The sequence below is a fragment of the Collinsella aerofaciens genome, assembly GCF_040926265.1.
In the GTDB taxonomy this organism is placed as follows: Bacteria; Actinomycetota; Coriobacteriia; order Coriobacteriales; family Coriobacteriaceae; genus Collinsella; species Collinsella aerofaciens_BB.
The window spans coordinates 1-21,282 of the sequence record NZ_JBCOIL010000022.1 but is presented as its reverse complement, the minus strand read 5'-3'; the positions used below and the strand labels follow the sequence as shown (position 1 = coordinate 21,282).

Here is a 21,282-nt window from a genome sequence, read left to right as displayed (position 1 = left end):
ATGTATGAATCGGCCCGAAGAAACACCGCCCATGAAAGGACGTCTAGCGTCAAAACGGCAACATCGCATGTCCACTCAAGTTCGAACCCAGAGAGGCATACATCGACGACCTAATAAACGGGCATTTCTACATCTATGCTGCCAACTACTACCATGGTCTGCCTGGCGAACAGGGCAATCCGTTCGAGGCCTCCATGGCTCCTAGGGTGTGCCCCATCAGGATCCCCTGATACACTGGCCCACCAACTAAATGCACGTAAAACCTCAACCGAATTATAAGTTCAAGAAGAAACCCCGTGCGCTAAAGCAACAGTTACCTTTGTGCGATCACCCTGGAGCAGATGCAGCAATGACCTCGATAGCGACAACAGCCAGTTATAATTTCAAAATACCTGGCCTATTTAAATCGCGCTGTGCCCCCCCCTATCGTAAAGCTAATAGTTCATGGCCATGCCTGTTGGGACGATAGCCGCAAAACGAGTACAACTCCGATTCGCACTCAGTTCCTGGACAGACAAGCTCATCTTCAAAAAACAGATGATTAAGACAAACAGGGTTCTTGGAATGTTCAAGACACAGGTAACGTCCAGCTTTACTGGAATAATGCCAGCGCCCAAAGTCGACAATCATTGATTTAAGCGCGTTGGCGGAGCGCTTTCCAAAATATACCCCTCGAATTTCCAAATTTCCATGTGCGGCATCCGGAGTCATTCTTAAATTAAGCCCTCTGCCACCGCCCACAGGACTATAAGCAACACAGGGTTCGTATGAATAAAACTCATCAACAATTGCATTGCTCAATTGATAGGTAGTCTCACCGAGAACTTCAAAGGGGCGAGAAAACTCTTGATGCAAATAATCATGCAGCAGGCAGTATTGTCCGAATGCAGCCGGGCTTTGCCCAAACAGCCTACGCACTTCGGAAGGAATATAAATACCAATACCAATAGCTTTAATAGGTCTAGCGACCTCATACGCAATCAAAGCAAATTGGTCACCAACATTCACCCTGGCTTCGTCAAGCGTAGTGACTGGGTCACCGCAATTGACATATAAATAGCTCTCACCGGGTTTGTTTAATCGCCCAAAATTGGTCACGCAATTATTCGGTGGCTCCCACAGTTGACCCTGGTCAATAAACTGAGCTCCATAATCGAGAGAAGAAGAGACACTTCGCGCGCGAAAAACAGTCGCCCCCTTAGGTAGACTAACGTATTCAGGAAACTGTAAGTACATGCCATCAACACGAAGCTGATTATGCAATATTTCTTGAGCATTTTCATGGCGGACATCAGCCCAAAGAGAACTTAGAGCTGGCAGCCTACATTCAAATTCCGCCTTTTCCAATGCAGCAATAAAACCATCCAAGTCACCTTGAATGCAATTAAACATCCTCGCAATAACTGAGCTATCAAGGGGCTGACCAAACTCTCCAGCAGAAATAAACATAGAGCGATGCAAGATGAAACTTCCTCCAAACAAAACCAGACAATCACGCGCGCCAAGGTCAAATTTACTCGGTTATTACAAAATAATTTTACCCTGCAGAATAACCGGGGATAACCTGTGGCCAACACCACCATCCAACCCATAACCCAGCTCCAGCCCCATCTGCCCAAGGAGCTGGCCGCCGCCCAGCCCGATATCGCCGCCAAGACGATCTACTGCGGCCCCATCGACGCGTTCTACGACTTCAGGCTGGGCACGCTCGAGTACCGCAGCCCGCGCTTCGAGACCGAGACCCTCGACGAGGCCGACCACCAGGGCGTGGCCGTGGTCAACTACACAGAGCGCGAGGTCCCCTACACCCGCATCATCGAGCACAAGCACTTCGAGTTCGGCACGCAGGACAAGACCGTCATCACGCGCGAGTACCCGGCCGACTGGAAGCCCGGCGACGAGCCCTACTACCCCATCAACGACGCCAGGAACGAGACCCTCTACAAGCAGTACGAGGAGCTGGCGGCGCAGGAGGGCGACGTGATCTTTGCCGGACGCCTGGGCGGCTACAAGTATTACGACATGGACAAGGCCATCGCCGCCGCCTTCCAGCTCGTCCGCAACGAGCTGGGCGTGGAGCCCACGGAGGCGTAGGAACCATCCTGAATAACCGCTGATTGCCAACAATACGGCACAGCATTTGATTTGAGGGGTGCGGAACATAATCCGTGCCCCAATTTTATTAACGGGACCCCCTATCCGCAGTCTTGTTCCCCTAAAATTAACCTAGCAAAATATGTGCGGAGTGCTGGCCTGGAGCTGCCTTCGGACCCTATTGGCTGCTCACCGAGAGGCTCCGCTATGAAACGACCCCTTTACTACCTGCTCTGCGCGATCGCGTGCACGCCCATGGTCAGTGCAACGTTGCCTATGCCAGCCGTCGCAGAAGCCATGCAGCCTCAGGCAACAGCCGAGCAGCGGGCACAGGCCGACTCCTCGACCGGCGACGCAGGCAAGGCCGAAGACGGCGCAAACACAAACGCGACAGCAGATACCGCAGAGGACAGCACCGCGACATCCAGCGGCACCAGCGCAGTCAACACGGAAAGCGCTGACGCCACCGCCGCCGCAACCGGCACCCCCGCCCCATCCCTCCGCGCCCAAACCAACCCCGCGCCAGCCGCAATCTCCACCACGTCACAAACCGGCTACGCCCACTCCGCCACGGCAACCCAAAACGGCGTCACCTTCACCGTCTCGTGGAACGACGCCCCCGCGGGCACCGCGACGACCTTCCACGTAACCCAGGCCAACGGCTCGTCCCAGGCCAAGGCGCGCATGGACGTGCCCACCTATTGGGACGGCGGCGGCCATGAGAGCGTCTGCGACCCGTCGCGCCCGGCATGGGCCAGCTACTACAGCTTGGGCACCGCGGGCCACGACTTTACCTTTGACTTCACGGCATCGGGCACGTACCGCATCTACTTCTACTTTATAGACAACGACAGAAACGACCCCCAAAACGACAAGGGGATCTACTGCCTGCGCACCACGGCGGAGGTGACCGTAAACGACGCCGCCCGCCCGAGCGTCACGCAGATCGTCAACAACGCCGTGGCCCAGTGCAGGCAAGAGACAAACGGCTCGGAATACGACATGGCGCTATGGCTCCACGACTGGACACTCGACCAGCTGGAGTACGACCACAGCCTTAACTGGTGCTCGGCCGAAAGCGGCCTCACGCGCCACCAGGGCACCTGCGAGAGCTACCAGCGCATCTACTCCAAGCTCCTTGACGCCGCGGGCATCGCCAACGGCCGCATCACCGGCAACGGCCACACCTGGAACGCCGTAAAGATCGACGGCAAATGGTGCCAGATGGACCTAACCTGGGACGACACCAACGACAACTGGTATGGGGACCTGGACCAGCGCCTTGCCGTTGCGCGTGCGGTCTGCTCCGACTCCCCCGTGCTTCTGCTCGATGTATGCACATCGGCCCTCGACCCCAAGACCGAGCGAGAAATGCTGGACCGCATGCGAAATCTCGGTCATACCGTCATCATCGTCACGCATCGATCTGCTGCGTTGGAGGTTTGCGATCGGGTTATAGGCCTTGCATCTAAATGGTGATCTGCCGAGCAGGCTCTGCTCCCCAACGCCATGCAACTTACTTCGGATCGGACTCTACACCACTTTCTCGGCACTATCGGCGCGATCGAAATCATAAGTCACATTAAAGCAGTGATTAACACTTATTTCTTCAATGCGCAGGACCACTGCATGAGACCAGCTCTAATCAACGCAAAATAATGGGAAGAGAATTTACGCGCAAGGTATATAGGCCATTTCCAATTATTATATGCAAGCTGAGCGGCCCCATTACCAACCACAAGCGCCCAGACGCCCATGCCAGTAAAGGAAATTAAGACATACGACAATACAAAACCTGCAATAGCCGAAACTATATAAGCCGGGAGATAGGGGATTTCATTCGTACTGATAATGTAATTACAACACAATGAATGATGGTTCCAAACCGCAAGATAAACAACCAAGGCGAAATAAAGAAGCCCGTCGGGGGAAAAACCTTTCTTAACTAGGAACAAGACTGGGAAGCCGACAAACCAGACACCGATCGTGCATACAACAATTAAAATCCAATATAGAGACAGACTTTTTTCAATAATTTTTCGTGCAGTCTGAACTTCGCCACCAGCATAAGCAGATTGAAACATTGGAATAAAAGATCGAACGTAGGCGCTGGCAAACCCGTAAATTGCACCGCCAACTTGAATAATTAATGAATACTGAGAGTTAACCTCCACACCAAGAAAATAGGAGCAGAGCAGCGAACTCAACTGAGTGGAAGCATAGCAGCAAAGTTGAACAACGCCGTCCCTCCACGCCAAATAAGCCACTGAAATAAACGTTTCTTTTATTTCAGAAATAGAAACACCCGTACAAGCATCGTTTGCTTTTTTTATCGCCTCTGAGTGAACCTCCAGAAAGCGACCGCAAAAAAATCTCAGCACAATGTCATTAAACAGATAACCGATGGCAGCGCCAATGATGCCAAAACCCATAAACAGCAAAAACGCAGAAACCACAAGCTGCCCAATGCGACCATAAGACTTTGCCCTGCTTTCAGCGGAAATATCCCCGAACCCTCTCAGGCAGGTCGTATAATGAAAAAAGAATAGATTAAAAAACACATCAAAACAAAAAATTAACCATGCGGTCCAACAAGAAAAGGGATCAATAGCACTTGAAATTGAAGAAATGTAGGCAGTTCCAACTGTAGCGGTAAGCATCAGGACAACGCAAGAAATTAACGCGTAAACAATCCGGGATGTTTTAATCAATTTGCCAAGCAGCTCATAGTCTACAGAATCACCAACTTGAGATGAATCGTAGCCGCTCTTGCTAATGCTACGCGCACCGCTAAGACAATAGACAATATTTCTCGCAAAAGTTGGTGTAAAGCCAAATTCAAATAACAGCGTTAAATTCCCAATGGCAACAAAAGTGTACCAGAGACCAAGTTCGGCGTTAGATAAGTAAGCAAGCAGAAACGGAAGAAGAAGGAAGCTGCTCCCCATTGAAAGAACAGTGCTTACATAGTTCCATATAATGTCTGACTTGGTAGTATTAATTTTTGCCATTATTTAGCCATCTCCACAACATCCTTTGATGGCACCCTGGATTGACAGGGCCCCTTATCTGAAAAGGCGGGCAGCGCCATAAGCATAAAGAAATTACATGCTGGATATAACATTCCGCATTCAACAAACCCCATTAGGGAATACAAGACCAAGCCCATGAATGTCACGTGGGCCGAAATACGCGCTTTATTTATCGCTACGCAATAGAAAGCAACAAACGCGGTAAATGGGATCAAACCGTATTGAATAAGTAGTCGACAATATGCATTGTCAAGCATGACTCTTGTTTGTATTAAATAACCACCCGTTGCAGACGGCAGCGAAACTATGGCCGTTAAGTCATTACCAAAAACAGTCAGAGGGTAGTTTTCAAAATAATAGGCGGAATAAAAAATCCGGTTGGTCATTAAATTATCAAGCTGAACAAGACATTTATTGGCACCATGGGACCACATAAAGGGCAGGGCTATACTAATAATCGCCAGAAAAAGCGGTAAAAAAGTAAATAGGGACCCATATGGTTTTGAACGGGGGCTTCTGAATGAAATAACCGAATACAAGGCCATTACGAAAATGCCTGCTGCAGAAGTTTTTGAATCAGCTACGAAAAAAGCAATTGCGAAACAGAAGATGCCCGCAAGACCGCTTCTGCCTTTCAGCTCAAAAATAGAAGCAGAATAAGCAATAAACAAAAGCTGTCCAAAATTATTAGGATGGGCAAAGCCCATCGAATTTCGTACAAAATTGCTACCGCGCGACATTAATACAGAAGGAATGGCACCGACACTATTGAGACCAACAACCATCAATAGCATAAAGACGGACGATACAAGAATAGACCTTGAGATGTAGTATTCAGGGACGTCTTCAGCGCAAAGGCAAAACAGCGCCAACCAAATAATCTGAGGGGCTTTATTTGATTTCAGCGACCCGACGCAAATTAAAATCAGCAGCAAGCCAACTAGCACTTTCACATGAGAAGTCTTTTGTAGTAAAAGCTTCAGCAGTAGAAACGCTAAGGCAAACAACTCAAGGACCAGCGAAAGCACCGCAAGAGAAATCCCAAACACATTGGTAGCATTTACTGATCCAATATAATAGGAAACTGAAAATAAAGCCAAAGCAAAGCTGAACATTACAGCCCCGGCATTTGCTCGTATAATCTCAGTCCATGATCTTTCCACATTAGTCAAATTCAATTAACGTACCCCATAAACAAACTTAGTAAAGCCAATTGCAGCCATAACACGCCTCGCAAGAAGAAGACGGATCGTAATGCGATTTTTCACTTCAGAGATAAATCGACGTGAATAGCGGTGAGAAGCAAAGCCTTCCATTAAATAGCTGAAATACGACTGGCAGACCATATTAGAGACAGGCTTAAAAAGCTGATTCGATTCCAAACGTGCACAATTACGAATCAAAGATAAGACTTCCCTGACTGCAGATTGCTTATATAGTTCGCTTAAATCCGGATTCACGTGACATAGCTCATATAGTTTTACCAGTAAATTATCAACACTCTCGATAGCCGAGATATCAGTATTTCTCGTTACTGAATCACTATTGTTGACATAGCAATAGACCGCCGAGTCCACTACTTTTACACTTTCAGCCAGACGATAAGCATCTACCATAAACAACGCGTCTTCACCGAAACGAATGCCATCTTCAAATTTAAGAAAACCATTCCGGAATAATGATTTCTTAAATATCTTTCCGCAAACGCTTCGGAATACAACACCTTTAGTAAAGCTCGAAAACGGAACTTTATTAACATTATCCCAAAATGCAAGGCTAAGAGAGCATGCTGTTTTCCAGTCGATGCTTATAGCCTTGCCCGAATAATCGCCATGCTCATTCAGTAGAGCCCCGATAACCAAGCTACAGCCATCTGAGGATTCAAGCAACAGCCTAACTGCATTTATAGGCAGCATATCGTCAGCATCAACAAATGCCACCCAATCACCGGAGGCCTCATCGATACCCCTATTACGCGCCACGCATACACCACTATTGTTTTGACTAATCAGCTTAATCCGGTTGTCGCCCTCTGCAATAGCCATAACTAGCCCAGCGCCACGATCTGTCGACCCATCATCAACAATAATTATTTCAATGTTGCTCACACTCTGACGCTGAAGACTATTTAATGTCTTTTGAATCGTTTTTTCAGCGTTATACATCGGCACAATCACGCTCACGAGAGGATTGTCGACCAAGGAAGATTGACAGCAATTTACTTGCTTGCTTGTTGACGTCATAAACAGACGCCCCCCGCAAGCTTATTTGGACGACCCATAGAAATAATTGCTTCAATCCATTCGGCAACATTAAAGGAGCATTTTAAAAATTGATCAGAAATATCAGCCGCATCTGGAACGCCAAATGAACAGACATAAGGTAATCCGTTAAGCTTGGCCTCAATTGCGGCAACACCAAGTCCCTCAAACGAAGCAAGAAATTCAAACGTAGCATATGAGCTGAGGGCCTTTATATACCTACCAACAACGATTTCGGTTCCACCCAGCCCATTTGAAAGGCCAGATACTAAAACCCTAGGCTTATTGTGGTCTAAGGCAGACGAAACCATTAAAAAGCCTTCCTTCCAAATCTAAGTACCGATAGAACAGAGGAGATGAACCAAGACAGCTTGGGTCCAATTACTGGCGCAAGCTTTTTCCGCATTTCAACACGGAACTTCTTAGCGGGTGACAACCAGGTGCCTGAATAATGGTGAATAGAATATGTATCATCAGTAATTTCAAACTTGCCACTATGACTGTCTAGGGGATCAAAATAAGTAGCAGGGTATGCAGTGAAACCATTTAACTGCTGAAATGAACCATCTCTCTTAAGAGCACAACTCACTTCCAGGTAATCAGTTAGCACCCTCGGAGAGGTATCCATAGAGTTGCGGCCTTTTCGCATCTCAAATCTCATAGATTCATATAATTTTGCGACATCGCTCATGACATGGCTTCCGGCCTCAGAACCCATGATGAGGCCAGGATTCAAGAAGAAATTATTCTTCATGAATCCCGCAAAAGCCTCATTATCTAAAAGCTCGTCCAGAGGCTTCAGGACTTCGACATCTGTATCGAGAAGGATTCCACCCTCTGAATACAGTATTCTGTAGCGCGCATAATCGCTGACAAACGCCCATTTTTTTGAGGCATATGCCTCACGACAAAATTCACATTGATTTATATCGAAATTGCTTTCGTCCCATCTACGAATTTCCCAATCAGGCATGATCTTCGACCAAGACTCAATGCATTTTCTTTCAAGTTCAGGAAGCTCACTTCCACCGAACCAGATGTAGTGCAGAACTTTAGGAATCATCAATTCCCTTTCGAACAATAGGCTACTTCTTGATGATTTTTTTAACCAGACGCTTCATCGGGTCATAAATTCCAAGCTTTTCGCATGTATGCCTAGCAAAGCGCTCGGCTTTTACTTTTCCGGAATCGGGGAACCACTTATTCATAAGCTCCTCACCATCCAGATTCGCCACATCAGCCATGAATTCATCGCGACGCGGATTCAGCTTCACGGACTTAGTAAGTTCACGAACACCTTCTACTGCAGCCTCAACATCAATCTCCTTCATACGGGCATAGCTTGAGGCTCGATCAAGCAATTCTTGTCCCTCATCGCTTTGGATGAGAACTCGAGTGACGCCCCGATTGTCGTCGAACTCTTTCGAGAGTCGATAAACATCGAAGAAATCCCAGCAAGTCAAATCAGTAACGCGATAACGCTTTTTAAACGGGCATTCGTAACAAATGGGTCGATCTGAAAGATCAGCAAAAAAGGCCCTTAGGTAAGGATCTGTTTCGACACCTTCACTGTACAGCCGTTCACCATACAGAGTCTCGCCTTCGAGCTCGCACATATTTGAATAGCGATAGCCAAACCGTGATTAATCTCTAAAAAGAACGGTCTCACCTTTTACGCCAACCTTTGCGTCAAGCCATTCGACCTGCCGCGCGAACACAGCGCGAGCGGGGTTCGCGCGGCAGACGAAGTCTGCCACGCGTAAATTTGCCGGCTTGCCGCCCAAAAATCGAAGCAGGCCTTCGCATTGACAGGGGGTACCAATAAAGAGAACTTCACGTCCAGTTTTTAGTTGTTGTTTGACCTCGGGATACGCAGGGCCAACAACGCTCTGAACATATTTACTGTTGCGGAAGCGCCAAAGTTCATCAACGCTTTCCACAGAAAAATGTCCGACCTTAAGTCGCCCAGGGGCTCCTTCGGCTCGCACAAGCTGTTCACCGCGCAAATAACCTGCACCAAACACAATACCGCCGTTGGCAATCACGGCCTGAGCAAGGGCAGTGAAGGCTCCACCAGAAGTGCTTTCAGCAAGCACCTTTTGATCATTATGCTGGACTAGAAAGGCTCGTTGGGACTTAGGCTCGTCCTTATCAACATTAAGCACTGGGCAAGCCTTTTCGCATAATCCGCAATCAATACACTGGTCAGCATTGACTACGGGGTACTCGCAGCCCTCGGCGTCATATTCCATTGATATGCACTGCTTGGGACATTTTTGAGCACAGGCAGCGCAACCGCAGCATTTACTTTTGTCCGTGATGGAGATCATACTGTTCCCTACAACTCAAGAGCTGATTTAAGCCAATTGGCCGATTCATTCCTATACACATTAAGTCGTTGACGTACTGACACAAAGTCAATTTCATTTGCCATTGCGGCACGGAAAGCATCCTTCGATTCGCAAATACGATCGGAGTTTCCAAGGACACGCAACAATGTATCAATACGTGAGTTCGTAGACTGAGCACCCATATTCTCGTGGCGACGGAACGAGAAGAAGGGCACCTCAAAAATATTTGAGAAAACGCTTCCGTGGAAAGAGTCAGTACAGACATACGAAGCATGGGCAATCAAGTTGACCCACTCAGCCGGACCGGCTTCCCAAGGATAATAATCCGCGTAATCGTCATCAGCCTTAACATATTCATCGGGATGAGCAATGGCGACGATCTTCAAATTATGCTGCTTGGCAAGCTCTTGGGCACATTCACGATTCCATGCATTCTTACCCATGAAATAGCAGAAAACATAGGGCTCGTCAGGAACGTCAATCGAGGAGGAACAAGCAAGGCTTGCCCACTGATCTCTAGCCAGCAGCATCGTAGGGTCGCATACAACAGAGCATCGGACGCCCGTAGCTTTCTCTACCAAATCCGCTCCCGTATCCTCGCGAACAGAAATGGCCGAAAAATCGGAAAGAAAATCTTTTGTTTTACGAAGATATTTTTCAGAAAGGGAAGATACTCCAAAACTAGTGGAATAAGACACCTTGCGGACAGGAGGCTGCACGAAAGATAGTGTAAAGTACCTACCAGCAATGTTAACAGGCAGCCAAAGCTGATCGCTGCCAACAACAACGCTGTCATAATCAGCCACAAGCGCCCCAAGTTCTTCAAACGAAGCGGCTTGAGGAGTAAAACTAAAATGTGTTGACTCGAAAGATGAAAATGCACTTTTCCTCTTTGCCATTTTCTTTCCAAAGTCAGCATCAAGCTTCTGCTTGATGCGATGCTTTACAAAACCCAGCTTTGCACGATAAAGATCTACATCAAATAGATGCTCAAGATAGTAATCATTGCGTCCTTCAGAAATAGCATGACCCAGGCCACGTTTATCAATAGTATTGACTTCAACTCCCAGCTCCTCAAGGGCACGCTGGGTCGCGTACGCCTGAAGAACGCTGCCAAAGTTGATTTTGTCATGACACGACGCGACTGCGACTCGCTTAGAACATGTAATAGTCAAGCTATCCCCTTAATCAACAGAACCTAAATAGGTCATATAACAATCCAATAACACTCTGGCCGCAGCATTAATTTCAAATACCTGCAAACCGGCATCGTCGCCAGGCGCGAAGACCTCTGTGCTCAACTCAATAAGTCTTTCGGCCCACTTTATACAGGAGCTAGAAAGTGATTCAAATTGCATCATGGATGTAACAGCGGTCTCAGAGGTAACGGTATCAGACGCAAGAATGGGTGTATGCGATGCCTGGCATTCAACTCCGACCATTGGGAGGCCTTCATACAGGCTCGGCAGGCAGAAAACATCAAATGCTCGATATAAAGATGCTGCATCGCTTCTAGTGCCCAAAAACCGAACAGAATGGCTAATCCCCAGACAATCAGCTTGGTCCTTTATCTGTTCAACCAACGGACCAGAACCAACCAAAACTAAAACTGCATCATTACGAATCTTTAAAACCTGATCGAATATATTAAGCAAATATGAGTGATTCTTCTGCTCTGTAAAACGACCAATGTGCCCAATTAGAAGCTGTCCATCAGCAACACCAAGCGATCGCCGCGTCCTTAGGCGATCCTCATCATCTGGCGCGAAAACAGACAAGTCGACAGCATTACGCATGACTACAAATTGAGAACTCGATCCAAATAACCATTCACCAGCGAATTTACTACATGCAAAACGGTGAGTCGGATACCGGTTTGATTGCGTTTTCAGCACGGCCTTCAGGGCATTCTTGGCATACTCACCCCTACCACTCGTAGAGTGGCTATGGGCGATACGCACGGGGACACCCGCCTTCTTCGCAGCACGAAGAGGAAAGACCGAAAGCGCGTTGATGTGACTATGGACAATCTTCCAGCCCTCTTGCTTAAAGAGACGCTGAAGCTCTCGCTGGTATTCAGCTACATGCTGATAGGGCGGTATCTCAAAGACCCTGCCACCGAGCGATTCGATCTCGTCACGGGGAACAAGCGTCGAATCGGAATCAACAAGAAAGTCAAACTGCACTTTACCGCGATCGATGTGACGATAGTAATTCATAACGACAGCTTCGACGCCGCCACCAACCATCTTGCCAACAACCTGAGCCACCCTAACCGGTTCAGTCATTTAGCAAGCACCTCCACCGGTAAAGACCTCAACGACCGTGAGGAGAACAATCTTCAAGTCCGTGATGGGGCCGCGCTTGGCGATGTACTCCAAATCACGGCGGACCATGCCGTCGAAGTCGGTATCGTTGCGGTCAGTCACCTGCCACCATCCGGTAATGCCTGGTTTAACGGCCAAACGCTGCAGGTCGTACTCGGTATACTCCGCGACCTCGTTGGGCAGCGGCGGGCGCGGGCCGACGACGGACATCTGACCCATGAACACGTTCAGGAACTGCGGGAACTCGTCGATGGAGTGCTTGCGGATGAACTTTCCAATCTTGGTGACACGCGGGTCATTCTTCATCTTGAACATGGCGCCGGCGATCTCGTTCTGCTCCCTGAGCTCGGCGAGGCGCTCGTCGGCGTCCTTGTACATGGAGCGGAACTTCCACATGCGGAAGGTAGTCAAACTACCGTCGGGACGGGTGCGGCCAACGCGGATCTGACTATAGAAGGGGCTGCCCTCGCTCTCCAGTCGGATGGCCGCGGCCAGCACCAGGCTGGGCACAGCGATGACGGCCAGCACGCAGCCGCTGAACACGATGTCGAAGGCGCGCTTCACTGCCCTATATGCCAAGCGCGAGCGGTCCCAGTCCATAATGGATTGCATGGCCTTGTAACGGCCGGCGCCCTCGCGCCGGTCCATGGCCTAGGCAATCAGTGCCGCCCCCGCAGGCGCACAGCTCTTTGTTACTTCTTTAGCAGCTACAGTCAAAAATACATCCCCGTTCCCTTGGGATCCCCCAATAGGTAAATTCAAAAATGCGAACGAATTGCCAGTGCGACGTCTCCCTTACGTTTTGCTGGGAACGTCGAGCGGTAGCAGCTCCCTAAATGCGGAGTCACCTTCGCCCACGTCTACCAAGCACCAGCGTTTATGACGGTCGATCTTGTGCACGCGGGCCTCTTGCCCCACCAAAGGACCCTGTTCTATGTGCAACACGCCGTCTTCTATGCGGGCAACGCTGTTGCGCACCACGCCGTCGTCGTCGAGCACGCTGCGATACCAATCCTGCGCATCGTCCGGCATGGGCATGTACGCCCGCTCCCTACTGCCGGCGATGCGACAGCCAAAGCTCAACTGAGCCAAAGCCCTATCGAGCGCGGCAGCATCGTGCGTGGCGACGAAGAAATATTCCTTGTACATGGGTTTGGTTTGGAGCGACCATGCGCCGTCCCGCTTAAACCAGAACTCCTTTTGCATCACAAAAGCGTCCTGCATAAGGTTGTGCGGGATTATGCGGCGGACCTTTTCGCAGGTCTCGCGCTCTTTTCCATTGGGGGTGTGGACCAGATACCAGCGGACGCGGCCGTGTCGGCTGTTGGTGGTGACGCCGTTAAATGCGCCCGGCAGCTGCTCTTGGCGCCGTGCCGTCTGTTCCATGTTCTCGCCCCCCCCTCTTTTGGCTTTGCGATGCACGCAAATGCAGGGGCGTTTAGAACAGGCTTCTCGCTCGCAGCTAGGCGCAGTCGCAAAAGTACAGGTTTTTGTAGAGGGGCATGGAGATGCATCTACTGGCAGTACATTTTGCGTAATCTGGGCAATCGCTGATTAATTGCTTGTATAATGTCTTATAACTGTAGATGCAAAAACCTGTACCTTTTTGTGCAACAAAAAAAGCCGCTCAACCAGCGGCTTTTCTTATTTCGGCATGAAAAAAAGCGACCGCCCTGTGTGGACGGTCGCCTTTGTTAATTGTTGTGCAGCTTGCCTTAGGCGCGAGTCTCGATCTCCTCGGTCACCTTCGCAACAAACTCGTCAACACTCATCTGAACAGTCTCGTTGGAGCGATCGCGGACGGAGATGTTGCCGGCCTCGACCTCCTTCTCGCCCAGGATGAGCATGTAGGGCACGCGGTCGATGCTGCGGGCCTCGCGGATCTTGTAGCCAATCTTCTCGTCGCGGTCGTCGCAGACCACGCGAATGCCGGCCTCCTCCAGCTTGGCGCATACCTCGTGAGCGTAGTCGCGACTCTTCTCAGAGACGGGCAGCGCCTTGACCTGCACAGGAGCCAGCCAAGTGGGGAACTTGCCCGCAAAGTGCTCAATCAGAATGCCGATGAAGCGCTCGATGGAGCCAAAGCACACGCGATGCAGCATGATGGGGCGCTTCTTGGTACCGTCGGCGTCCACGTACTCCAGATCAAAGTTGAGCGGCATCTGGAAGTCGAGCTGCACGGTACCGCACTGCCAGGTACGACCGAGCGAGTCCTCCAGGTGGAAGTCGATCTTGGGTCCGTAGAAGGCGCCGTCGCCCTCGTTGACCTCGTAGTCCATGTGCAGCTGCTCCAGAGCGGTGCGCAGGCCCTCCTCGGCGCGAGCCCAGTCCTCGTCCGAGCCCATGGAGTCCTCGGGGCGGGTGGAAAGCTCAACGTGATACTTAAATCCAAACTTTTGGTACACGGAGTCGATGAGGTTGACCACGCCCACGATCTCGTCGGTCAGCTGGTCGGGACGCACAAACAGGTGGGCGTCGTCCTGGTTAAAGCAGCGCACGCGGAACAGGCCGTGCAGGGCGCCGCGCAGCTCGTGACGGTGCACCAGGCCAATCTCGCCGGCGCGGATGGGCAGCTCGCGGTAGGAGTGCGGCTTGGAGGCGTACACCAGCACGCCGCCCGGGCAGTTCATGGGCTTAATGCAGTACTCTTCGTCGTCGATGACGGTGGAGTACATGTTGTCCTTGTAGTGGTCCCAGTGACCCGAGGTCTTCCACAGCTGCTTGTTCATGATGAGCGGGGTGGAGATCTCCACGTAGCCGGCCTTGTGGTGGATCTCGCGCCAGTAGTCCAGCAGCGTGTTCTTAAGGATCATGCCGTTGGGCAGGAAGAACGGGAAGCCGGGGGCCTCGTCGCGCATCATAAAGAGGTCCATCTCGCGGCCGATCTTGCGGTGGTCGCGCTTCTTGGCCTCCTCCAGCATGTGCATGTGCTCCTCGAGCTCTTCCTCAGTGGCAAAGGCGACGCCGTTGATGCGGGTAAGCATCTTGTTGTCCTTATCGCCCTTCCAGTAAGCGCCCGAGACGCCGGTGAGCTTAAAGGCCTTCAGCGCCTTGGTGTAGCAGATGTGGGGGCCGACGCACATGTCGATGTAGTCGCCCTGCTGGTAGAAGGTGATGCGGGCGTCGTCGTCCAGGTCGCCAATGTGCTCGACCTTGTACTTCTCGCCGCGCTCCTCCATAAGGGCGATGGCCTCGGCGCGGGGCTTCTCGTACACGGAGAACTTGAGGTTCTCCTTGACGATCTTCTTCATCTCGGCCTCGATCGCGGGGAAGTCGTCCTCGCTGATCTTGACGCCCTCGGGCAGGTCGACGTCGTAGTAGAAGCCGTTGTCGGTCGCGGGGCCGTAGGCAAAGTCGGCCTGGGGATACAGGCGCTTGATGGCCTGCGCCATAATGTGCGCGGCGGAGTGGCGGATGACGTGCGTGACCTCGTCCTGCGGGAGCTCGGCCACCGAACCGTCATTGTAGAGTGCCTTCATGGGTATGTTTTCTCCTCTCGGATGCCTGATGCAAGTGCGTGCGATGCGCTCGGCGTTTTTGACTTGCATCATTATAGGCAGGTTGCCTTGGTATACAAGCGCCCGCCGCACCTTAATGGCACGGCGGGCGATTTTCTACGCATGCTTCATCGTGTGGGGCGGGCTGCGGGGCGCGCGTGGCTTGCAGCGTGCCCGTGGCTTGCGGCCGGCCCGGCGATGGATGCGTTACTGGATACGAGTTCGGCAGTAGGGGCAGACCTTCCAGTGCGCATCGAGCGGGCGATGGCAGCTGGGGCATACGTTGCGAACCTGGGTATCGCACACCGGGCAGACGACGAAGTCCTTCTCGATGGGCGCGCCGCACTGCGGGCAGGTGCCGTACTGGGCAAGCTGGCGCTCGCGCAGGGCCATGTCCAGCTCCTGCTCCTCGCGGTCGGACGCATAGGAGTGCGGGCGCAGGACCAGGTAGGCAATGAGGCCCACAAACGGGATGAGGGCGATGATGCCCCATGCCACGTAGGCGCTGGCACCGCGGCGGCGAGCGTCAATGAACACATAGACGACCGACAGCACATACAGGGCGATGATAAAGCCAACAAAGGCATAGACGACGCCCATAAGCTGCGGCGACATGAGCTCAGAGATGTACTTGGACATTACGGGTACCTTTCGGAATATTAACAGTCCGGTCAAGTTTACCACGGGGTTTGTTTATATGGGACCACGGCTAGGGGCGGAGCTGGTGCGGACACAAACATCTCAATCTGTAACAGGTGGGAGCGGAATCCGGGTCTAGATGTTACAGATTTAGACATAGGGGTCCCTCCCCGACTTCAATCTCAATCTATAACATCTAGAACCCAAATCCTCGTCTAACTGTTACAGATCGAGACGAACGGTTGCCGTAGTTGTCGGCAGACGAGGTTGTCGACGTTGTCGGGTCTCCCCTCGTCTGCCGTTGGCGGGTGTTGCGGGGCTGTTCGCCGCATTGCCGCCGCTTAGGGGGTGTGCAGACCGTAGGATAGTCTTATTGACATCCTGTCAACTTGTCTTGGAGGCACCGTGGCAGAAACGTTTGATATCGCGATTGTGGGCGCGGGCATCACCGGATGCGCCATCGCGCGGCAGCTCGCGCGATTTAACCTTTCCATTTGCGTGGTCGAGGCGACCAACGACATCGCGCTGGGCGCGTCGAAGGCCAACGGCGGCCTGGTGCACGCCGGCTACGATCCGGCTCCGGGCACGATAAAGGCGCAGGTCAACGCCCGTGGTTGCGAGCTATATGACACGTGGGCCCAGGAGCTCGGCTTTTTGTTTTGCCGTACCGGTTCAATGGTGTTGGGCTTCAACGACAAAGACCGCGCACACCTGGAGAAGCTGCGCCAGAATGGCCTGGCCAACGGCGTGCCCGAGCTGTCGATCATCGGCCCCGAGCGCATTCGAGAGTTGGAACCGCGTGCGAGTGCCCAGGCCACGTGCGCGCTGTGGTGCCCTTCGACCGGTTACGTTGACCCGTTTGAAGTAGCCATTGCTGCGCTGGAGAACGCGGTTGCCAACGGCGTGACGTTCATGCGATCCGCGGCGGTGGAAGCGATTGAAGTCGCGGGCTCGGGCGACGACGCGCGCTTCACACTGGCGACCCCCGTTGGCAACGTGCGCTGCCGCTATCTGATTAACGCCGCGGGCAACGGTGCCGCAGACATCTCGCATATGGCGGGCGCCGAGGAGTTCCAGATGGTCTGGCGTCAGGGCAACATCGTGGTGCTGGACAAGGAGCCGCGTGCGGTCATGCCGCTCTACCCCGTTCCCACGCCGGTGTCCAAGGGCGTTATCGTCACGGGCACCGTGCACGGCAACACCGTGATCACCGCAACGGCTGCTGTGCGCGAGCCGGGTGACACGCAGACCTATGCGAGCGATGTGAACGCGCTGCTGACCGGCGCGCGCAAGCTGGTGCCCGATCTGGATACGCGCCGCGTGGTGCGCGCATTTGCCGGCGGGCGTCCGGTCATTCAGGGAACGAACGACTTCTTTATTGGACAGTCGACCGTGGTGCCGGGGCTTTTCCAGGCGGCGGGCATTCAGTCGCCGGGTGTGGCAAGCGCGCCGGCCATTGCCGAGCGCATGGAGCTTGTGATGCGTGAGGCGGGCGTGGAGCTGCACGAGCGGGCGGACTGGAACCCCATTCGCCGCGCGCCGGATGACTTTGACCGCGCACCGCTGGCGCGCAAGGAGGAGCTGATCGAGTTCGATCCCGCGTGGGGACAGATTGTCTGCCGCTGTGAGACGGTACCTGAGGCCGAGATCGTGGCCGCGATCCGACGCCGCCCGGGCGCAGTTTCGGTCGAGGGCGTCAAGCGCCGCTGCCGTGCCGGTATGGGCCGGTGCCAGAGCGGTTTTTGCCAGAGCCGTGTGGTGGCGATCCTGGCGCGCGAGCTGGGCTGCGACCCCAGCGAGGTACTGCTGGAGGACACTGGCTCGTGGCTCGTTGAGGGACCTTTGAAGGGGGTGCGCTAGGATGGCGGGATTCAAATCGAGCGCGATTGATTGCGGCGTCGTAGAAGCCGTGCAAACACAAGCCTTCGACGTGGTCGTTATCGGCGGCGGACCCGCTGGCATGGCGGCTGCGCTTGCCGCACATAATGCCGGCGCCCACGTGGCCATCGTGGAGCGCGAGCAGCACCTGGGCGGAATCCTCCGCCAGTGCATCCACCCCGGCTTTGGCCTGTCGCACTTTAAACAGGAACTCACCGGTCCCGAGTACGCGCAGCGCTTTATCGACCAGGTGCGCGCGACCGACATTGCGCTGTTCCTGAACTGCATGGTGCTTGGGATTGATTTAGGCGAGCTTACGGAAGAAACCGCGGTCCATACCGTCACGCTCATGAGCCCTGCCGGCATGCTGCAGCTCACCGGGCGCGCGGTCGTCCTTGCCATGGGTTGCCGTGAGCGCACCCGCAGCGAGATCAAGATCCCCAGCAGTCGTCCCGCTGGCGTGTTTACGGCCGGCCTGGCGCAGCGATACATCAATATCGAGAACCTCAAACCCGGCTCGCGCGTCGTCATTTTGGGCTCGGGCGACATCGGGCTGATCATGGCACGTCGCTGCACGCTCGAGGGGATTTCGGTCGAGGGCGTGTACGAGCTCATGCCGTACGCCAACGGTCTGCGCCGCAACGTCAAGAACTGCCTGGAGGACTTTGGAATTCCGCTGCACCTGTCCACCACCGTGACGCGTGTGATCGGGCACGATCGCGTGGAAGCCGTCGAGGTGAGTCAGGTCGACGAGCGCCTGGCGCCCATTCCGGGGACCGAGCGCGTTGTTCCGTGTGACACACTGCTGCTTTCGGTGGGCTTGATTCCCGAGAACGAGTTTTCGGTTGCCGCGGGCGTAGAGCTTGACCCGCGCACGCGCGGCGCCGTGGTTGATCAGAGCCTGCAGACGGGCGTGCCGGGCATCTTTGCCTGCGGAAACGTGCTGCACGTGCACGACCTGGCCGACAATGTGACGACCGAGTCCGAGAGGGCTGGCGCAGCTGCAGCGGCATACGCGCTGGGGACCGGCGCGGGCACCGTTCCGGACTGGGAGCTCACTGTCTCCCCTGCCGGCATCGCGGGCTACGCGCTGCCGGGACGCATTACGACTGTGACACTCACCAGACTCAACTTCCGTGTGCGCCGACCGGTCGATGCCGCCCGCGTGAGGATCTTGGCCGACGGCGAGGAACTGTTCACCGGCAAGGTCCGCCCGTTTAAACCGAGCATAATGGAAAGCTTCCCACTGCCGGCAAAGGTGATTCAACGCGCACTCGACCTGGGTGCAAGCGAGATTGTCCTATCTGTCGATCCCGTTGAGGAGGCATAGCTCATGAGCACGAATGCGACCGAAACGCTGCGGTTCAACTGCACCACCTGCCCATCCGAGTGCCTCCTGACCGTAGAGGTAGAGCGCGATGCCAACGGTACCGTAGCAGCTGTTCGCTCCGTGACCGGCAACAGATGCCCGCGAGGTGATAAGTTCGCACATCAGGAGCTGACCTGCCCCATGCGCGTGCTCACCACCACCGTGGCCGTCTCCGGCGGCGACGAAGCCCTGCTCCCCGTGCGCACATCCGAAGCCATCCCGCTGGCCCTCCACGCCCAAGCCATGGACCTCATCCGAGGCCTAATCGTCAACGCCCCCATCCGCATGGGCGAAGTCGTCCTCCCCGACCTCCTCAACACCAACATCAACCTAATCGCCAGCATGGACATCGACCGAGCCCAAGTAGCTAATTAAGGACGGGGCACTTTTAGCTACTCCACCATCCACCCGGTCCTCCTCCGCAGTTGCGGTGAAATACGGACCGTTTTATGGCTTCAGGCCGCTAAACAGTCCGTATTTCACCGCAGCTTATGAGGGCCGCATGGGATGCAAAGGAGTGTCCCAAGGTGCCGGCATAAAAGGAACGTCCCTATGTGCCGGGCTTGGGATACCATGGTGGCACCCTAGCGAAAGGACGATGTATGGCACATGTCGATGACCAGCGTGTGGCGCACGTGCTTGATGCGCTCGAGGCTCAGCACCCCGGCGCACAGCTGCTCGTAAACGACCCGTGGTCGATTTACTATCTGAGCGGTATTTATGCCGATATGTTCGAGCGTTTTTGCGGCGTGCTGCTCGCACGCGATAGCGAACCTGTGATCTTGGTCAACGCGCTGCATCAGCTGCCCGAGTACGACAATGCCCGCGTGGCCTATCACACCGATACTGACGTCGTGGCCGACGCCATCGTTCGCGAGGTCGATCCGAACAAACCGCTCGGCATCGACACCGTCATGCGTTCCGGCTTTTTGATGCCACTCATGGAGCGCCACGCAGCCAGCGAGTTTTTCCTGGGCGACTTTGCCGTCACCGCCGCGCGCACCCACAAGGATGACGCCGAACAGGAGCTCATGCGCGCGTCCTCGGCCGCTAACGACGCCGTGATGGCCGACGCCATCAAGCTCGTCCACGAAGGCGTGACGGAGCGCGAGATTGCCGACCAGATGCTCGGCCTGTATCGCAAGCACGGCTGCGAGGGCTTTAGCTTTCCGCCCATCGTGAGCTTTGGTGATAACGCCGGCGACCCGCACCACGAGCCCGACGACACCGTGCTCAAGCGCGGCGACGTAGTGCTGTTCGACATTGGCGGGCGTCATCGCAACTACTGCTCGGATATGACGCGCACGTTCTTTTGGGGCGATCCGGACGAGGAGACGGCGCGCATCTACGACATCGTGCGCCGCGCCAACGAGGCCGCCGAGGCACTCATCGCACCGGGTGTGCGCATGTGCGACCTGGACCGCGCCGCGCGCGATGTGATTGAAGACGCGGGCTATGGGCGGTACTTTACGCATCGCCTGGGGCACTCAATCGGCCTGCAAGACCACGAGCCGGGCGACGTCTCGCTCGTCAACGAGCAGGTCGTAGAGCCGGGCATGACGTTCTCCATCGAGCCGGGCATCTACCTCCCCGGCCGTACCGGCGTCCGCATCGAGGACTTGGCCCTCGTCACCGAGACCGGCGTCGAGATTCTCAACGCCTACCCCCACGACCCAGTCCGCCTAGACTAGCCTGGTCCCCAAGCCCCCAAACTAAGTTGCGGTGGAATAGTTCCTGGATGGGCTGCTAGAACCCAAAAAGGGGGTGCGGACGATTTCTTGGACCGCGCCTAGGCGTATCCAAGCTTCCTGCGGTACTCCATCGGGCTGAGCCA

Annotated in this window: 20 protein-coding genes; 6 read left to right on the top strand and 14 right to left on the bottom strand. The window is 53.8% G+C overall.

The features are described from left to right. Window positions 1-423 precede the first annotated feature (423 nt). A complete protein-coding gene (locus tag AB5767_RS07400; RefSeq protein WP_368132478.1) occupies window positions 424-1,461 on the bottom strand; it encodes a hypothetical protein in 1,038 nt (345 codons plus the stop codon). Between the two features lie 105 nt (window positions 1,462-1,566). Between AB5767_RS07400 and AB5767_RS07395 the strand changes: the two genes are divergently transcribed. Together AB5767_RS07395 and AB5767_RS07390 are read left to right on the top strand one after the other, a co-directional pair. Then, a complete protein-coding gene (locus AB5767_RS07395) occupies window positions 1,567-2,094 on the top strand; it encodes a UDP-galactopyranose mutase (protein WP_368132479.1) in 528 nt (175 codons plus the stop codon). 207 nt (window positions 2,095-2,301) lie between these two features. Continuing rightward, window positions 2,302-3,573, top strand: coding sequence for a transglutaminase domain-containing protein (locus tag AB5767_RS07390; RefSeq protein ID WP_368132480.1), 1,272 nt, complete (start codon window positions 2,302-2,304; stop codon window positions 3,571-3,573). A gap of 122 nt (window positions 3,574-3,695) precedes the next feature. Here the strand turns inward: AB5767_RS07390 and wzx are convergent, their stop codons facing one another. The 13 genes from wzx to AB5767_RS07325 all read right to left on the bottom strand — a co-directional run bounded on the left by wzx (window position 3,696) and on the right by AB5767_RS07325 (window position 16,201). Continuing rightward, window positions 3,696-5,105, bottom strand: coding sequence for an O-unit flippase-like protein (gene wzx / locus AB5767_RS07385; protein ID WP_161145256.1), 1,410 nt, complete (start codon window positions 5,103-5,105; stop codon window positions 3,696-3,698). Further along, window positions 5,105-6,241 (bottom strand): O-antigen ligase family protein, encoded by a 1,137-nt coding sequence (locus AB5767_RS07380; protein WP_271741072.1) that lies wholly within the window; start codon window positions 6,239-6,241, stop codon window positions 5,105-5,107. The genes wzx and AB5767_RS07380 overlap by 1 nt, the downstream gene beginning before the upstream one ends. Before the next feature lie 63 nt (window positions 6,242-6,304). After that, window positions 6,305-7,369: a glycosyltransferase family 2 protein gene (locus AB5767_RS07375; RefSeq protein WP_368132481.1), complete on the bottom strand. Its 1,065-nt coding sequence runs from the start codon at window positions 7,367-7,369 to the stop codon at window positions 6,305-6,307. Beyond that, window positions 7,366-7,698: a hypothetical protein gene (locus AB5767_RS07370; RefSeq protein WP_368132482.1), complete on the bottom strand. Its 333-nt coding sequence runs from the start codon at window positions 7,696-7,698 to the stop codon at window positions 7,366-7,368. Before AB5767_RS07370 ends, AB5767_RS07375 begins: the two co-directional genes overlap by 4 nt. Further along, window positions 7,698-8,450 carry a glycosyltransferase family 32 protein gene (locus tag AB5767_RS07365; protein ID WP_138374996.1) on the bottom strand — a complete coding sequence of 251 codons (753 nt, stop codon included), beginning with the start codon at window positions 8,448-8,450 and terminating at the stop codon, window positions 7,698-7,700. The genes AB5767_RS07370 and AB5767_RS07365 overlap by 1 nt, the downstream gene beginning before the upstream one ends. Before the next feature lie 22 nt (window positions 8,451-8,472). Then, on the bottom strand, window positions 8,473-9,003 hold the full coding sequence (locus AB5767_RS07360) for a Coenzyme F420 hydrogenase/dehydrogenase, beta subunit C-terminal domain (protein ID WP_368132483.1): 531 nt from the start codon (window positions 9,001-9,003) through the stop codon (window positions 8,473-8,475). A 27-nt stretch (window positions 9,004-9,030) separates the two neighbouring features. Further along, entirely contained in the window at window positions 9,031-9,717 is a 687-nt protein-coding gene (locus AB5767_RS07355) for a 4Fe-4S binding protein (protein ID WP_368132484.1), read from the bottom strand. Between the two features lie 8 nt (window positions 9,718-9,725). Continuing rightward, complete coding sequence (locus AB5767_RS07350; RefSeq protein ID WP_195645083.1) at window positions 9,726-10,913, bottom strand: polysaccharide pyruvyl transferase family protein; 1,188 nt, start codon at window positions 10,911-10,913, stop codon at window positions 9,726-9,728. Between the two features lie 9 nt (window positions 10,914-10,922). After that, window positions 10,923-12,026, bottom strand: a complete 1,104-nt coding sequence (locus tag AB5767_RS07345; RefSeq protein ID WP_195645084.1) for a glycosyltransferase family 1 protein — start codon at window positions 12,024-12,026, stop codon at window positions 10,923-10,925. After that, a complete protein-coding gene (locus tag AB5767_RS07340) occupies window positions 12,027-12,713 on the bottom strand; it encodes a sugar transferase (protein WP_368132898.1) in 687 nt (228 codons plus the stop codon). A gap of 147 nt (window positions 12,714-12,860) precedes the next feature. Beyond that, a complete protein-coding gene (locus AB5767_RS07335) occupies window positions 12,861-13,451 on the bottom strand; it encodes a hypothetical protein (RefSeq protein ID WP_368132541.1) in 591 nt (196 codons plus the stop codon). A 329-nt stretch (window positions 13,452-13,780) separates the two neighbouring features. After that, window positions 13,781-15,544 carry a threonine--tRNA ligase gene (gene thrS / locus AB5767_RS07330; RefSeq protein ID WP_368132540.1) on the bottom strand — a complete coding sequence of 588 codons (1,764 nt, stop codon included), beginning with the start codon at window positions 15,542-15,544 and terminating at the stop codon, window positions 13,781-13,783. A 225-nt stretch (window positions 15,545-15,769) separates the two neighbouring features. Further along, window positions 15,770-16,201, bottom strand: coding sequence for a double zinc ribbon domain-containing protein (locus AB5767_RS07325; RefSeq protein ID WP_055251579.1), 432 nt, complete (start codon window positions 16,199-16,201; stop codon window positions 15,770-15,772). 405 nt (window positions 16,202-16,606) lie between these two features. On the opposite strand from AB5767_RS07325, the gene AB5767_RS07320 reads away from it, so the two are divergent. The 4 genes from AB5767_RS07320 to AB5767_RS07305 all read left to right on the top strand — a co-directional run bounded on the left by AB5767_RS07320 (window position 16,607) and on the right by AB5767_RS07305 (window position 21,139). After that, window positions 16,607-18,061, top strand: a complete 1,455-nt coding sequence (locus tag AB5767_RS07320) for an NAD(P)/FAD-dependent oxidoreductase (protein ID WP_368132539.1) — start codon at window positions 16,607-16,609, stop codon at window positions 18,059-18,061. A gap of 1 nt (window position 18,062) precedes the next feature. Further along, window positions 18,063-19,409 carry an NAD(P)/FAD-dependent oxidoreductase gene (locus AB5767_RS07315; protein ID WP_368132538.1) on the top strand — a complete coding sequence of 449 codons (1,347 nt, stop codon included), beginning with the start codon at window positions 18,063-18,065 and terminating at the stop codon, window positions 19,407-19,409. Window positions 19,410-19,412: 3 nt separating this feature from the next. After that, the gene (locus AB5767_RS07310) at window positions 19,413-19,823 is read left to right on the top strand and encodes a DUF1667 domain-containing protein (protein WP_368132537.1); all 411 of its coding nucleotides are present in this window, start codon (window positions 19,413-19,415) and stop codon (window positions 19,821-19,823) included. 227 nt (window positions 19,824-20,050) lie between these two features. Then, window positions 20,051-21,139: a M24 family metallopeptidase gene (locus tag AB5767_RS07305; RefSeq protein ID WP_368132536.1), complete on the top strand. Its 1,089-nt coding sequence runs from the start codon at window positions 20,051-20,053 to the stop codon at window positions 21,137-21,139. The last annotated feature ends 143 nt before the right edge of the window (window positions 21,140-21,282 follow it).

Excerpts from the sequence above, each read along its gene's own strand:
- AB5767_RS07315 (WP_368132538.1), top strand. The coding sequence starts at position 18,063 with ATGGCGGGATTCAAATCGAGCGCGATTGATTGCGGCGTCGTAGAAGCC.
- AB5767_RS07380 (WP_271741072.1), bottom strand. The coding sequence starts at position 6,241 with ATGTTCAGCTTTGCTTTGGCTTTATTTTCAGTTTCCTATTATATTGGA.
- AB5767_RS07310 (WP_368132537.1), top strand. The coding sequence starts at position 19,413 with ATGAGCACGAATGCGACCGAAACGCTGCGGTTCAACTGCACCACCTGC.
- AB5767_RS07370 (WP_368132482.1), bottom strand. The coding sequence starts at position 7,698 with ATGGTTTCGTCTGCCTTAGACCACAATAAGCCTAGGGTTTTAGTATCT.
- AB5767_RS07335 (WP_368132541.1), bottom strand. The coding sequence starts at position 13,451 with ATGGAACAGACGGCACGGCGCCAAGAGCAGCTGCCGGGCGCATTTAAC.
- AB5767_RS07390 (WP_368132480.1), top strand. The coding sequence starts at position 2,302 with ATGAAACGACCCCTTTACTACCTGCTCTGCGCGATCGCGTGCACGCCC.
- AB5767_RS07345 (WP_195645084.1), bottom strand. The coding sequence starts at position 12,026 with ATGACTGAACCGGTTAGGGTGGCTCAGGTTGTTGGCAAGATGGTTGGT.
- wzx (WP_161145256.1), bottom strand. The coding sequence starts at position 5,105 with ATGGCAAAAATTAATACTACCAAGTCAGACATTATATGGAACTATGTA.
- AB5767_RS07305 (WP_368132536.1), top strand. The coding sequence starts at position 20,051 with ATGGCACATGTCGATGACCAGCGTGTGGCGCACGTGCTTGATGCGCTC.
- AB5767_RS07325 (WP_055251579.1), bottom strand. The coding sequence starts at position 16,201 with ATGTCCAAGTACATCTCTGAGCTCATGTCGCCGCAGCTTATGGGCGTC.
- thrS (WP_368132540.1), bottom strand. The coding sequence starts at position 15,544 with ATGAAGGCACTCTACAATGACGGTTCGGTGGCCGAGCTCCCGCAGGAC.
- AB5767_RS07355 (WP_368132484.1), bottom strand. The coding sequence starts at position 9,717 with ATGATCTCCATCACGGACAAAAGTAAATGCTGCGGTTGCGCTGCCTGT.
- AB5767_RS07375 (WP_368132481.1), bottom strand. The coding sequence starts at position 7,369 with ATGACGTCAACAAGCAAGCAAGTAAATTGCTGTCAATCTTCCTTGGTC.
- AB5767_RS07340 (WP_368132898.1), bottom strand. The coding sequence starts at position 12,713 with ATGGACCGGCGCGAGGGCGCCGGCCGTTACAAGGCCATGCAATCCATT.
- AB5767_RS07360 (WP_368132483.1), bottom strand. The coding sequence starts at position 9,003 with ATGTGCGAGCTCGAAGGCGAGACTCTGTATGGTGAACGGCTGTACAGT.
- AB5767_RS07365 (WP_138374996.1), bottom strand. The coding sequence starts at position 8,450 with ATGATTCCTAAAGTTCTGCACTACATCTGGTTCGGTGGAAGTGAGCTT.